The organism is Rhodopirellula europaea 6C (assembly GCF_000338295.1).
GTDB lineage: Bacteria > Planctomycetota > Planctomycetia > Pirellulales > Pirellulaceae > Rhodopirellula > Rhodopirellula europaea.
Map to the genome: position 1 here is coordinate 1 of NZ_ANMO01000053.1, position 13,328 is coordinate 13,328.

Genomic DNA, 13,328 nt, shown 5'->3' on the forward strand with positions numbered 1-13,328 from the left:
CTTGGCAACACAGCAGTTAAAAACTGCACGACCTCTGCGTTCAGGAGGGTGATTTTAATTTTGCGAACACGGCACTTCAAAAACTGCACGACCTCGTAGTTGGCGTTGTCTTAAGAAACAATTTTTCGCCGTGGTTTTGGGGACCAGGCACGTGCCGTTTGAGTTGGCACGAATTCTGGTGAACCGATCGGGTGAGTCCGGTGTCGCCGCAGGAGCAGGGTGACGCCTTGCGACATCTTTCTCGCATTGCGACTCTGATGTCATCTCCATCGCCCCGCTCCATCGAATCGAGTCGTTCCGTGACCACGGAAACCACCGCTGTCGAATCTGTCGCTGAGACTGGTCCAATCCCCGTCCAGTTTTCTTGGGGATTGACGCTGGCGATCGTGGGGACGTTCCTGTTTGCCCTGAAGTCGATCTTTATCAAGCTCGCCTTTGCGGCCGGAGCTGACGCAACATTGTTGCTGGCCATTCGGATGGGGATGGCGTTCCCGTTCTACGTGGTTGTGTTCGCGGTGTTGCTTCGCCGTCGGCGGGCATTGGTCGCTGGCTCGGACACGCCAGCTTTCCCCATGCCGATCGTGATCCGTTCCCTGTTGCTCGGATTCCTCGGGTACTACCTCGCCTCTTATTTGGATTTGTCAGGGCTCGAGTATGTGTCTGCACAACTCGAGAGGCTGACGTTGTTCACTTATCCGGCGATGGTCGCTGCGCTCGCGTGGATGTTTCTCGGCGAACAAGTCAACGCGAGAATCTTGGTCGCGATTGGTTTGTCCTACGCTGGCGTTTGGTTGATGTACGGACAAGAGAAGGCGTTCACGCCCGACGCCAACACCGGTTGGGGAGTCTTTTTGGTGTTTCTGGCCGCGCTCAGCTATTCGCTGTACGTGTTATTCGCCAAACCGGTGATGCAAAAAATCGGAAGCCGCGAATTCACCAGTCTGGCGATGATCGGATCGACCTTCTTCGTCGCCGTCCACTTTCTGACCACGCATTCGGTCGATGACTTCTTTGAAGTTCAACCGATCGTCTATGTGTACGGGGTGGTGCTCGCGTTCGTGTGCACGGTGATTCCGAGTTTTATGATCAACGAAGCCATCTTGAAGATTGGAGCGACACGAACAACCGTGATCGGTTCGGTCGGGCCAGTGTTGACGATGTTGCTCGCTGTCATGATTCTCGGCGAGCCTTCGTCATGGAAGCACTTTGCCGGAATGGCGATCGCCATCGTCGGCGTCAGCTTGGTCGCAAAGAAGTGAAGCGGCCTCGGTCATTTGCACTTGCTCAATATCAACCGAGTGCAACCGCAGCGAATACCAATGCCATGATTGGGACGAAGACAACGGCTCCCGCGAGGAGCAGGTTAAAGAATCCCCGCCAAGCGGATCCGAACGACTGGACTTCGGCGATGGTATTGCACATCAGCACGAACGACCATATCGCCAAAACAATCTCGACCAGCGACAGAGCAAGCACGGGGACGATCAATCCTGGATTCGATTCCAAGCGAGGTGTTTCGCTCGTGAACAATTCCTCTCTCAGGAGCAACAGTTGAGGAATCCAAAGTATCGACGCAACGATGCTGGGGATAGATGCCCATGTCAAAGCGGTTCGCACCGTTTCGCTGGTTCCCCTGCCGCCCATCCACTTGCCGGTAATGGCAACCAACCAAGCGCCAATCCAAACCCCAATCAGCCCACCGATCGGTCCGAGGATGACGGCGACGGTGATGATCGCAGGCAATGGCAATCGATCGCCAAGGTCACGCATCGAAGCGCGGTCCAGCGTCTCGCCAATCCCTGACAGACATGCGAACAGCACCACGTGCAACGTGGGGTCGACCGAGACGATTTGACGAACAGTCCTTCGCGGTGAAAGCCAGATTGTTTTGAAAGGTTTGAACTCACCTGGAGGTTCATATTGGGTGGGCGGCCCAGCAGGGTCACTCGTTGTGAATTGCGGAGTTGAATATGGATTATCGTGGTGGCTCAAGGCGCCCTTCTCCGGCTCAGGTGGATGTTTTCAAATAACCTACGTTGCAACGAAGGATTGTGTCCATGACAGCGACTTCCTTCATTGAAACTTCAACGACCGAACCAAAAATCGAGTTCGCACCCCCGTGCATGCAGCATGAATGCTGCATTTGTGACCTTGCGTTGCATTGCCCGAACCGAACAAGGGAATGTTAAGTGCGATGTGCGTTGTCGAAAGCAGTTGTTTGCCGAGATGGTTTGATGGAACCAGGATCAATAGTCCATGACTTTGTCGGCTTCGATCAACATCTTGCCGAGCATGGGTAGCGTGGCAATTTGGGCATTGCGTTTGAGGCCAGGGTCGGTGACGTGAGCCGACTTGGCACAATGGGGGCACACCAAGACTTTTCCACCGCCGGCTGCAAACTTCTCGTAGAGTTCTGCCAGTGATGGTGAGTCAGGTCCCCAATTGAATTTGAGTTCCTGTTTACGTTCGGCGATGCGGACACCTTCCAAATCCACAAACAACGTTACTTCGGCGCCATAGTCCTGCATCAAGTTGGCAACCTTCACCGCCATGAAACAACGATGTAAATCTTCGGTGAAGTGGGACAAATGCACCACCACCTTTTGACCGCTTCCATCAACCTTCGATGTCTCCTCCGCGTTTGCTGATGAACCAATCGATGCGATGGCGACTGAAACGCCTAAAAGACCAACGCGAAAAATTTGTTTTGCATAAGACATGACTGAACTCCTGATGTGAGCTGAAACGGGACCAATCGGTTCAGTCCAGGTTTGGCAAACGACATACCGTCAACAGAAATCCGTGTGGCTTGGTTCTGACGCCTGTGAACCTGTGCGTCGGTGGACCTTGCGTGTGTTCGACGCACACTTGGTTGTGTCAGCATGACCCGACATCCGCGTTCGTTTGCGTGGTTGTAACATCTTGGCGCAGGTGAATCGCGTCGCCCGTTCGTCGACTAGCAGAGCGGCTTTGATTGGCGTTGCTGACTTGATTGCTCGGATGAATTTCTGCCGGTCATTGCTGGCCATCCGTCAACGCTTCGAAACCGACAACAACGTCCAGCAATTCTTCTGTGATCGCGGTTTGCCGTCGTGTTTTGAACGCCGTGTTCAGTTCGTCGAGCGTTTCTTCGATGTTCTTCTCCGCGGCCTGCATCGCTGCGATTCGACTGGCGTTTTCACTGGCCAACGATTCCGCGCAGGCTTGGTACAGCGAAACGTAAAGGCTTTGTCTCATGAGCAGCGAAAACAGTTCCTTGCGCTCGCCGCCAAAAGTAGGCAAGCAGGGTGACTCCCATCGCTTGACTGAAAGTTGTCTCAGCCATGCCAGGTCGATTGGCAGCAATTGCTTTGTGTGAGGCCGATACGCTCCCGCCGAGGACCTTGTGTTTGAGTGGATTCTCAGCGACGTCAAATTTCTTCGCTTTCGCACCGCTTCCACCGCGGTCAGCAAATCACTGACGCAGTCCGCGATTTCGGGCACGGAAGTCGGAATCCGAAACGCCTTGTCGATTGACCATCCGCTGTCGGTCAACAAAAACGCGACTCGCGAGCCGACGATCCACAATGCCTCAGGTGGCCGTCGACAGTGGCGGGCGTGATGTTCCAATGCAAGTGTCGCGATCTGTTCATTGAATTGACCGCACATGCCTTGGTCGCTGCCAAAGACAATTACTCCGTGGTGCGAACTGTCCTCACAGAAACTCGATTCCCGGTTTTCACCACTCCATTCATTGGTGGTCAGTTGGCGGAGTTTCTGCTCACGCAGAATCACTTGAAGTCCCAATTCAATGGTCCGGTTGTAATCCATCAAAGCGTCGGCGGCGCGTTGGTACTGATGGATGCGAACGGAAGCCAACGTCTTCATGGTGGTCACGACCGACTGTAAGTCCGACGCCGTTTCAATCTTCCGCCGCAACAGTTCAAGTGTTGGCATGAACCGCTCCCGCAGCGATGTCGGCAATCTGTTCCACTTGCCGCTGATCGAGTTTTTCACCGGCTTGCATTTGCTCGCACAATTCAGCTGCCTGCGACGTCACGGCGTCTTGGATAGCACGCTCAAGCCCGGGAAGTTGGTCCAGCGGAGATCCATCCAATACACCACTGGTTACCGCAACCAACGACGCGATTTGCTGTGGTAGCGTCAGCGGTTGAAACTGAGTTTGCTTCAAGATTTCTCGAATCAGACGCCCTCGATCGAGCGTTGCACGAGTTTCTTCATCGAGTTGGCTGCTGAAGCGAGCGAAACGTTCTAGTTCTTCGAATTGCGAGTACGTCAGTCGCAAGTCACCGGCCACGACGCGGTAGGCGGGCAACTGGGTTTTGCCTCCCACTCGAGAGACGCTGCGACCAACATCGATCGCGGGCAACACGCCTTTTCGAAACAATATCGGTGACAAGTAGATCTGACCGTCAGTGATCGAAATCAAATTCGTCGGAATGTACGCCGACACGTTTTGGGCTTCTGTTTCGATGATCGGAAGAGCCGTCAATGAGCCTCCTCCGGCGCTCTTGCTCAAATGCGTGGAACGTTCCAGCAAACGTGAGTGGACATAAAAGATGTCGCCTGGAAACGCCTCTCGACCTGGCGGTCGGCGCAGCAACAAAGAGAGGTGGCGGTACGCTCTCGCATGGGATGTCAAATCATCGTAGACGATCAGGACGTCGCGGCCCTGCCGCATGAAGTGTTCGCTCATCGTCGTTGCCGCGTAGGGTGCAAGGAACTGCAATCCCGGCGGGGCGTCATCGGCGCCGATCACAACAATGGTGTGGTCCAAGGCGTCGTGACGACGCAGGTTTTCGATCACGCGAGCCACGCCGGTGCTGCGTTGGCCGATACTGCAATAGATGCAAATCACATCGCGGCCGCCTTGGTTGATGATTGTGTCGATCGCAATCGCAGTCTTGCCTGTTTGACGATCGCCCAGCAACAACTGCCGTTGACCACGGCCGATCGGGATCATGGCGTCAACGACTTTCAGGCCGGATTGCAGCGGGACCGTCACCGGAGCACGTTGCATGATTGGCGGCGCATCGCGTTCGCAAGGTTCGCGGGGCAGATCGTCAAGCGACCGACCACCATCCAATGGCCGACCAACGGGATCCACCACCCGGCCAAGAAGTTGATCGCCGACGGGGGTGTCCAGCACGGTGTGCATTCGCTCCACCCGCGATCCTGCGGTGATTCGATCGCTGGAATCCAACAACACACAACCGACTTGGTCGGGATCCAAGTTGAACGCGTAGCCAAGATGACCACCAGCGAACCGAAGCACTTCGTCGACTTGGACGTGTGGCAATCCGTGCACGCGTGCGATCCCGCGTTGGACTTCTTCGACGGTACCGATTTCGGTGACCGTCAATTGCCCGGCCTGAGACTTCACCGCTTGGCCAAATTGGTGAGCAGCGGATTCGAGCGTTTCCAAGTAAGTGGTCATGATCGAGGGTGACTTTCACAGCGGCGAGGCTTGAAAGAGGGATTTGGGCCAGGTTCAAAGACCAACCACCTCATTTATCGTTCGCACCGATGTTTACGCCACGTTGGCCTCCATCTTTTTCAGAGCACGTTCCGCATTCCAAGGCAGGCTGTAACCGCCCGCGTCCATTTCGATTCCCGCGATCAGCGCGGGCTCTGATTCAAATCGAACTTCCGCATTGTTTTGAAACACTTGATGAATGGCTTCACGAATCAGACTTCGGTCGGTGTCATCCAGTTCATCGGTAGATCGAACCAAGACCGGGTTTCCCGAATCCGCCAGTTGCGTGGCAATCGAGGCACGCTGGATTTCGTTCAGCATCTGCAACTGCTTCACAAACGTTTGGCAAACCCGTTTCTGCAAGTCCTCGTCCGCCAGTTGCTGAATCGTTTCTCTTGCGGCCTGGAACCCCATTCGTTGAATGTCACGACGAGTTTGATTGGCGAGTTCCTTTTGGTCTCGTTCAAAGGTGGACGTCCAGTGTGCTCGTCGCGTGTCCGCTTCTTTCCTCGCTTCAGCGATCAATCGCTGACGTTCGCTGTCTGCTTCTGCTTTGGCCTTCGTGAACAGGTCATCTCGTTGTTCCTGCAGCAATTGCGATTGTTTTTCCAGTTCCACACGCTGCTGGTTCGCTTCGGCTTTCGCGGCTTCGGCATCGGTTAGACGCTGCGTCACCTTTTGTTCCCTTGCCTGCATCGCGCGGACGACGGGGCCGTAAAGGAAATGTCGCAACAACCCAACCAGGACCAGGAAGTTGATGACTTGTGCGGTGAAGGTGAACCAATCAATGCTCATCGTTTCGTCTCCCTTCCTATTGCGTCAGCTGGTTCCAGAAGGGATTCGCGAACAATAGGATCATTGAAACGACAAAGCAGTAAATGGCCGTCGACTCGATCATGGCCAAACCCACGAACAGGGTACGAGTGATCGTGTTGGATGAATCCGGTTGCTGTGCGATGGAACTGAGAGCTTGGGCCACGGCACGCCCTTCGGCAAACGCTGGCCCGATGGAACCAATGGCGGTGGTCAGTCCCGCCATGATGATGCTGGCGACGGCGATCGAAGTGGTGCTATCCATGATGTCTTCCTTTTGGATTGAAATGTGAATTCACTGTTCGGCGGACGAACGAGAAGGATCACGAAAAGTGTTCACCGCACAATCACTTCGCGACTTTGGTTGCCGATGCGATGTAGACCATCGCCAAAACGGCAAAGATGTAAGCCTGGATCATTCCTGTCAGCAGCCCCATCACTTGCATCACAATTGGAATGAAGAGTGGGACGAAACTGATCAGAATCGCGGCGATCACGGCGCCGCTCATCATGTTCCCGTACAAACGCACAGCCAGTGCCAAAGTCCTTGAAAGTTCGCCGATCAAATTGAAAGGCAGCATCAAAGGAGTTGGTTGCAGGTATCGCTTCAAGTACTCCCCTACCCCGTGTGAGGCGATCCCAAACACGGGGACCGCCACGAACACGCAAGTCGCCAGTGCGGCTGTTGTTGACAATGATCCCGTTGGTGCGACGTAGCCAGGCACGATGCTGAGTAAGTTCGCTACTGCGATGAAAAGGAATAGAGTTCCGACAAATGGCAGGTATGGTCCCGGGTCGTGCCGGCTGACATCTCGAATTTGATCTCGAATGCCGGTGACAAGCACTTCCAACAGATTTTGCCAACGCGGAATCTTGGTGTCGCTGGTCAATCGTCGCGTGATCCACCACGAACCGATGACCAACAACGCCATCACCAACCAAGTGAACGCAAGCGTGGCGTTGATCTTCACAACTGGCCAAACTTCGGATTGCCACAGGATCGATTCGTCCGGTGAGATTTGCACACCATTCATGGTTCGCTCCCGGGACGCAAAGTTTTCGCTGGCGGATTTTGTGCTGGTGCGAGTTGGAAGCTCTTGTCACGCTGGGCGATAGTGCACACACCGACTGTGCGTATAAGCGCGAAGCCCGCGGCCGCTGCGACCAGGATCCGCCAATCCCCACTTCGTGCCAGTGCGGCCAGAATGCCCAGTACCACCGTCATCCGTAGCAACGCACCGCCTCCAAGCAGCAACCACGGCTGATGAGACGCGGGCAAGCGAACCGTGGTCCACCACAACGACGCCACGAAGAACACTGCAGCTGCGGCTCCCGCGAGAAACCCGCTCGTCATCGCCATCCATTCATTCATCTTCATTCTCCCGGTTGATCCACCACCAAGCGTTCAGACATCCGATTCCGACACCGCCGATCAATAACATCAACGTCCACGAAAACCGACTCGGCCAACGTTCATCAATCCAGATTCCCAAGGCGATTCCGAGTAGTGTTGGAATTGCGATCGACCAACCAACCAAACCGAACATGCCGAGTCCAAACCATGCCGATCGATCGCCTTGCTGACGTGCATCGAGTTTGCGAGATTGCTTCGCATCGACGTTTTTCTGTAGCGTTTGACGCTCGTTCATGGATGGAATCGCTCCTTACACCACATGGTCTTCAGTCAGTGCCATTGTTCGGCGAAGGAAGTCCGCTTCCAGTTTTGCGATTGCCGAATGAGCAGCATGTTGCTGTTCGTCCATCTGCGAAAACTCCTCGAGAACCAAACGTCGCAATGTCTCCAATTCAGTTCCATGGGATGCGGCTTCGGCAGAGACGTAAACATTATCCGCTCGTTTGATGAGAATTCCGGTGCCGACGGCCGCAAAGGATTCTTTCCCCGCCTCATCGACCCAACTCAGCAAACCGGGAACCAAAGCGGCCAAGAAATCGACATGTCGCGGCAGTAAACAAAAACTTCCATGCGTGCCTTCGGCAACCACTTTGTTGACTGTCAGATCCAACACGATCTCGTTGGGTGTGTTCAACTTCAGGTGCATGACGGGGAGCTCGGAAGTTTGCCGACCATGTACAAGTCTCGCTCCGGCCGATTCTGAAACTCGTCATTCAAGATGCGTTCGCATCCGTCCAACGTGTCGTCGATGCTGACCATGTGTCCTTCGTGACCCGTGAATTGCTGCGTCGTGAAGAATGGTTGAGTCAAGAATCGCTCCAAACGTCTGGCCCGGTTCACCGTCAAGCGATCCTGACGAGACAGTTCTTCCATGCCCAGCATCGCGATGATGTCTTTCAATTCTTCGTATCCGGCCAGCGTTTGACGTACCTCGCTGGCGGTTTGGTAGTGCCGATCACCGACCACGCCGGGCAACATCATTTCCGAAGTTGACTTCAATGGATCGATCGCGGGATACAAACCCTCGCTGGCTCGTTTTCGCGACAATACGACGGTTGCGGATAGGTGTGCAAAGGTGTGCACCGCCGACGGGTCGGTGAAATCATCGGCCGGGACATAGACGGCTTGCACCGACGTGATCGCGGCATCCGAGGTGGTGCAAATGCGTTCTTCCAACTCTGCCAAGTCGCTCGCAAGCGAAGGCTGGTATCCCACACGGGATGGCAGTTGGCCGAGTAGACCTGAGACTTCCATCCCGGCCTGCACAAACCGAAAGATGTTGTCAATCAACAGCAGCACGTCTTGTTTCGCATCGTCGCGAAAGGACTCTGCCATCGTCATCGCGGCGTGGCCGACACGAAATCGGGCACCTGGTGGTTCGTTCATTTGTCCGAAGACCATGACGGTGTTGTCACGAACACCGGCGGTTCCCATCTCGCGGTACAGTTCTTCGGCTTCTCGGCATCGCTCACCGATTCCGCAGAACAAGCTGATTCCATCGTGACCGCCGACGATGTTGTGGATCAACTCAGTGATCAAAACGGTTTTGCCAACGCCTGCGCCACCGAATAAGCCTGCTTTGCCGCCGCGTTCGAGCGGCGACAACAAGTCGATCGCCTTGATGCCGGTCGTGAACACTTCCGATTTCGCGATGCGACGGTTGATCGTGGGCGGCGCCTGGTGAATGCTTCGATGCTCGACGGAGCTCAAGCTTTCACCATCGTCAAGCGTGTTGCCAAACACATCGAGCACCCTGCCCAACAGAGGTTTGCCAACGGGAACCTGCATCGGTCGTTCAAGACTCTGCACAGCAGTCCCCCGCGACAATCCTCGTGGCGATGTGATCGCGATGGCTCGCACGGTATGCGGGTCGAGTTGGCTGGCGACTTCTGCTACCACTTCACCACAGTCGCCAATCCGCAGTTCACAATTCATGGACGGTGGTTCACCGGGAAAGTAAACGTCAATCACGCTGCCGCGAACGGCCACGACGTGTCCTCTCGCGGAATCCTTCGGAGAGGGCGGAGCGTTCTCCATCCCATCAGATCCGGCTTTCACGGTGAAATCAGGCGATGGAGGCGATGGCTGGGTGTGCATATTGGGTACATCGTTGGAGTGCTCTCACGAACAAATCGCTAAGATGCATTCGCTGTGCCGCGAAAGAACGCACGGCAAGAGAACGCGGTTCGGCCTTGCCGGATTGCGTTCCATTCAGTCCGTTTTTTCATTCAGTCGGTGAGGTAACTGCGATCGTTCCACAACCGGATGACTGGGTCTCGTCGAGAATGGTGATAGCCGACAATGCTCAACGCAGCCGTGCCGAGAAAAAAATGGCGACCGGTATCCGGAGGCAAGCCTAGCCAACAGGCGGCAAAGACTTGCAGGAAGTGCTTGTGGGCGAACAATAAGCAGGCATCGTCCAGCTGGCGAATACGCTCGACAACGCGAGTGACACGCGTCGCCACATCGGTTAATGATTCGCCATTGGGGCAACCATCTTGGAAGAGATTCCAACCCGGATTCTTCTCTTGGATTTCGCTTCGCGTGAGCCCTTCGTAGTCGCCGCAATCCCACTCCGTCAGTTCCGCAACTGTGTTTGCCCGTTTGCCGTAGCCGGCGAGTTGGCAGGTTCGCTTCGCTCGCTGCAAAGGGCTGGTCCAGACTTCCGCAAACCGAAGTCCTTCCAGTCGACTTTGAAGTTGAGCCGCATTTTGTTCGCCCTTGGGCGTCAGTGGCATATCAGTTGAACCGGTGTGCTGCCCCGTGATTGTCCATGGCGTTTCGCCGTGCCGAGCAAGATAGACTTGAGGGAATTGATCGCTCATGACCCGGCACTCCATTGCCAATTCCGGACTTCGGGCATGTCTTGTCCGTTCCGATTGATGTAGCGTCGATGCTCGACCAACTTTTGTTGCATCAAAGTTTTTAAGAGTTGGCCTGGTTCACCGGTTTCGGGCAAACGATCAATCACGTCCATCACCAAATGGAACCGGTCGAGATCGTTCAGCACCGTCATGTCGAATGGTGTGGTGATCGTGCCTTCTTCCTTGTATCCACGGACGTGAATATTCGCGTGGTTGGTACGACGGTACGTCAACCGATGGACCAACCATGGGTACGCGTGAAAGGCAAAAATCACATGCTTGTTCTCTGTGAACAGGGCATCAAACTCAGGGTCGCTGAGACCATGAGGGTGTTCTGAATTGGGTTGCAATCGCATCAGATCGACCACGTTGACGACTCGGATTTTCAGCTCGGGCAAGTGCTCGCGTAAGATCGATACCGCTGCCAACGTTTCCAAGGTCGGGACGTCGCCACAACAAGCCATCACAACGTCAGGAGAATCTGATGACTCGTTGCCTGCCCACTCCCAAATTCCAATTCCTTTTGCGCAGTGCTCCACCGCTTCGTCCATCGTCAGCCACTGCGGCGACGGGTGCTTGCCCGCGACGATGACGTTGACATAGTGCTTGCTTTGCAAACAGTGATCCATCACGGAGAGCAAGCAGTTGGCGTCCGGCGGTAAGTAGACGCGAACGATTTCGGCTTTCTTGTTCGCAACCACATCGATAAAGCCCGGGTCTTGATGGGTAAAACCGTTGTGATCTTGCCGCCAAACGTGCGAAGCGAGCAAATAATTCAACGATGCGATTTTGTGACGCCAGGGCAACTCCGACGTGACCTTCAACCACTTTGCATGTTGGTTGAACATCGAATCGACGATGTGCACAAACGCTTCGTAGCAATTGAAAAGCCCGTGCCGGCCTGTCAGCAAATATCCTTCCAGCCAGCCTTCGCATTGATGCTCGCTGAGCATCTCCAGGACACGGCCGGTTGGTGCAAGTGATTCATCGTCCTCGACCGTCGCCGCGTTCCACTGCCGCTGAGTGACATCGAAGACAGCTTCCAAGCCGTTCGAAATGGTTTCGTCGGGACCGAAGATTCGAAAGTTCTTGTGTTCGTCGTTCAATTGAACGATATCGCGAATGAATTTGCCCATGACGTGCGTGTCACCGATTCCACGGCAACCTCGTTGGGTGATTGTGACGGCGTAGTCTTGGAAGTCGGGCATCTTCAATGGTCGTAGCAAACGTCCGCCGTTAGCATGCGGGTTCGCTCCCATCCGACGATCACCCCTGGGTGCGAGATCGGCTATCTCGGGCCGCAACCGCCCGTCTTCATCAAACAGTTCTTCTGGGCGATAGCTGCGGAGCCAATCCTGGATTTGTTGCAAGTGTTCGGGGCATTTGGCGGGATCTGACAATGGCACTTGATGCGAATGAAAGGTCCCTTCGTTGCGGACACCATCAACGGCTTTGGGCCCCGTCCATCCCTTGGGGGACCTGAGCACGATCATGGGCCAGCGAGGGCGAGTTGTGTCGCCACTTTCGCGTGCTTTTTGTTGAGCTGATCGAATTTGTTCGATGGCGACGTCGAGGGCTTCCGCCATCGCTGCATGCATTTTCATCGGATCATCGCCTTCCACGAAGATGGGCGTCCAACCGTATCCTCGCATCAGCTGATCCAGTTCCGCGTGGTCGATGCGAGCGAGGATGGCGGGGTTCGCGATTTTGAATCCGTTTAGATGCAAAATTGGAAGCACTGCGCCGTCAGTCGCTGGATTCAGGAATTTGTTTGAGTGCCACGCGGTCGCCAGTGGACCGGTTTCTGCTTCGCCATCACCCACCACACAAGCGACAATCAAATCGGGATTGTCAAACACTGCACCAAAGGAATGACTCAGCGAATACCCAAGTTCACCGCCTTCGTGAATTGAACCAGGACACTCCGGCGACGCGTGACTGGGAATCCCTCCGGGAAACGAAAACTGAATGAACAGCTTCCTCATTCCAGCTTCGTCTTGGCTGATATGCGGGTAGATCTCGCTGTAAGAACCTTCCAAATACGTGTTGGCGACAACCGCGGGGCCGCCATGTCCCGGACCCGAGACATAGATCATGTCGAGATCGTATTGTTGGATGACTCGGTTCAAATGGGCGTAGATGAAGTTTTGGCCTGGCGTCGTTCCCCAGTGCCCAAGCAGCATCTTCTTAACGTCCTCAATCCGAAGCGGGCGTTTCAGCAGCGGATTGTCATAAAGATAGATCTGCCCAACGGACAAATAATTCGCGGCCCGCCAATAGGCGTCGATCTTTTGTAGTGTCTCGGCAGCAACATGAGTGGATTCGAGTGTTTCAATCACGGCATTGGCTTTCACGGTTGGATGGGCGATGTCATGAACGATTGGCAATCTCTGTACCACTGTCTTCGTGAATTGGTCTGCTTGGAGAAAACGTCTTGTTTTCGACGCCACAGCAACCGGATGGCACGAGGAGAGATCTGATCTCAAACCATACTGTGCCAGGATGTCATTCGACGCACAGAGAATGTGCGTGCTGGAGCACTCTCATGTGGTCAGACTTCGACAAAACGGCAGGGCACGTGAATCGTTTGTGAATTGCCGCTATCCGACGGCCACTTTTTCAGATTTGGCCATTCTCTCACACGGAAAATGAAATGAGTACTCCAGCCACCAGCCAACGACTGCCCGCAGAACCCGACGCCCACGTTCTCTCTCGCCACTTTCGAACCGGATCCGCGTTCTCCTAGCGGCCAGTTTGATCG

Annotated in this window: 14 protein-coding genes; 1 reads left to right on the plus strand and 13 read right to left on the minus strand. The window is 54.8% G+C overall.

Annotated features, from left to right (window positions below):
- Window positions 1-299 precede the first annotated feature (299 nt).
- Window positions 300-1,259 carry a DMT family transporter gene (locus RE6C_RS04515; RefSeq protein WP_039961211.1) on the plus strand — a complete coding sequence of 320 codons (960 nt, stop codon included), beginning with the start codon at window positions 300-302 and terminating at the stop codon, window positions 1,257-1,259.
- 31 nt (window positions 1,260-1,290) lie between these two features.
- On the opposite strand, the gene RE6C_RS04520 is transcribed toward RE6C_RS04515, so the two are convergent.
- From RE6C_RS04520 to RE6C_RS04585, 13 genes are all read right to left on the minus strand, one after another.
- Window positions 1,291-1,992, minus strand: a complete 702-nt coding sequence (locus RE6C_RS04520; protein ID WP_261340108.1) for a Yip1 family protein — start codon at window positions 1,990-1,992, stop codon at window positions 1,291-1,293.
- 254 nt (window positions 1,993-2,246) lie between these two features.
- On the minus strand, window positions 2,247-2,720 hold the full coding sequence (locus RE6C_RS04525; protein ID WP_008654302.1) for a DsrE family protein: 474 nt from the start codon (window positions 2,718-2,720) through the stop codon (window positions 2,247-2,249).
- A 295-nt stretch (window positions 2,721-3,015) separates the two neighbouring features.
- A complete protein-coding gene (locus RE6C_RS04535; RefSeq protein WP_039961198.1) occupies window positions 3,016-3,936 on the minus strand; it encodes a F0F1 ATP synthase subunit gamma in 921 nt (306 codons plus the stop codon).
- Window positions 3,923-5,437, minus strand: coding sequence for an alternate F1F0 ATPase, F1 subunit alpha (locus RE6C_RS04540; protein WP_008654309.1), 1,515 nt, complete (start codon window positions 5,435-5,437; stop codon window positions 3,923-3,925). Before RE6C_RS04540 ends, RE6C_RS04535 begins: the two co-directional genes overlap by 14 nt.
- Window positions 5,438-5,530: 93 nt before the next feature.
- Entirely contained in the window at window positions 5,531-6,271 is a 741-nt protein-coding gene (locus RE6C_RS04545; RefSeq protein WP_008654311.1) for a F0F1 ATP synthase subunit B family protein, read from the minus strand.
- A gap of 16 nt (window positions 6,272-6,287) precedes the next feature.
- Window positions 6,288-6,554 (minus strand): F0F1 ATP synthase subunit C, encoded by a 267-nt coding sequence (locus tag RE6C_RS04550; protein ID WP_008654312.1) that lies wholly within the window; start codon window positions 6,552-6,554, stop codon window positions 6,288-6,290.
- A gap of 82 nt (window positions 6,555-6,636) precedes the next feature.
- Window positions 6,637-7,323 (minus strand): F0F1 ATP synthase subunit A, encoded by a 687-nt coding sequence (locus tag RE6C_RS04555; protein WP_008654313.1) that lies wholly within the window; start codon window positions 7,321-7,323, stop codon window positions 6,637-6,639.
- Window positions 7,320-7,667, minus strand: a complete 348-nt coding sequence (locus RE6C_RS04560; protein WP_236617944.1) for an N-ATPase subunit AtpR — start codon at window positions 7,665-7,667, stop codon at window positions 7,320-7,322. The genes RE6C_RS04555 and RE6C_RS04560 overlap by 4 nt, the downstream gene beginning before the upstream one ends.
- On the minus strand, window positions 7,654-7,938 hold the full coding sequence (locus RE6C_RS04565; RefSeq protein ID WP_008654315.1) for an AtpZ/AtpI family protein: 285 nt from the start codon (window positions 7,936-7,938) through the stop codon (window positions 7,654-7,656). The genes RE6C_RS04560 and RE6C_RS04565 overlap by 14 nt, the downstream gene beginning before the upstream one ends.
- A 15-nt stretch (window positions 7,939-7,953) precedes the next feature.
- Window positions 7,954-8,349 (minus strand): F0F1 ATP synthase subunit epsilon, encoded by a 396-nt coding sequence (locus tag RE6C_RS04570; RefSeq protein ID WP_008654317.1) that lies wholly within the window; start codon window positions 8,347-8,349, stop codon window positions 7,954-7,956.
- A complete protein-coding gene (gene atpD / locus RE6C_RS04575) occupies window positions 8,340-9,800 on the minus strand; it encodes a F0F1 ATP synthase subunit beta (protein ID WP_008654318.1) in 1,461 nt (486 codons plus the stop codon). The genes RE6C_RS04570 and atpD overlap by 10 nt, the downstream gene beginning before the upstream one ends.
- A gap of 131 nt (window positions 9,801-9,931) precedes the next feature.
- Window positions 9,932-10,528 carry a histidine phosphatase family protein gene (locus RE6C_RS04580; RefSeq protein ID WP_008654319.1) on the minus strand — a complete coding sequence of 199 codons (597 nt, stop codon included), beginning with the start codon at window positions 10,526-10,528 and terminating at the stop codon, window positions 9,932-9,934.
- On the minus strand, window positions 10,525-12,906 hold the full coding sequence (locus tag RE6C_RS04585) for a phosphoketolase family protein (protein ID WP_039961212.1): 2,382 nt from the start codon (window positions 12,904-12,906) through the stop codon (window positions 10,525-10,527). The genes RE6C_RS04580 and RE6C_RS04585 overlap by 4 nt, the downstream gene beginning before the upstream one ends.
- Window positions 12,907-13,328: the final 422 nt, after the last annotated feature.

Coding starts and splice junctions, on each gene's coding strand:
- RE6C_RS04550 (WP_008654312.1), bottom strand. CDS start 6,554: ATGGATAGCACCACTTCGATCGCCGTCGCCAGCATCATCATGGCGGGA.
- RE6C_RS04570 (WP_008654317.1), bottom strand. CDS start 8,349: ATGCACCTGAAGTTGAACACACCCAACGAGATCGTGTTGGATCTGACA.
- RE6C_RS04525 (WP_008654302.1), bottom strand. CDS start 2,720: ATGTCTTATGCAAAACAAATTTTTCGCGTTGGTCTTTTAGGCGTTTCA.
- atpD (WP_008654318.1), bottom strand. CDS start 9,800: ATGCACACCCAGCCATCGCCTCCATCGCCTGATTTCACCGTGAAAGCC.
- RE6C_RS04560 (WP_236617944.1), bottom strand. CDS start 7,667: ATGAAGATGAATGAATGGATGGCGATGACGAGCGGGTTTCTCGCGGGA.
- RE6C_RS04555 (WP_008654313.1), bottom strand. CDS start 7,323: ATGAATGGTGTGCAAATCTCACCGGACGAATCGATCCTGTGGCAATCC.
- RE6C_RS04580 (WP_008654319.1), bottom strand. CDS start 10,528: ATGAGCGATCAATTCCCTCAAGTCTATCTTGCTCGGCACGGCGAAACG.
- RE6C_RS04565 (WP_008654315.1), bottom strand. CDS start 7,938: ATGAACGAGCGTCAAACGCTACAGAAAAACGTCGATGCGAAGCAATCT.
- RE6C_RS04545 (WP_008654311.1), bottom strand. CDS start 6,271: ATGAGCATTGATTGGTTCACCTTCACCGCACAAGTCATCAACTTCCTG.
- RE6C_RS04535 (WP_039961198.1), bottom strand. CDS start 3,936: ATGCCAACACTTGAACTGTTGCGGCGGAAGATTGAAACGGCGTCGGAC.
- RE6C_RS04540 (WP_008654309.1), bottom strand. CDS start 5,437: ATGACCACTTACTTGGAAACGCTCGAATCCGCTGCTCACCAATTTGGC.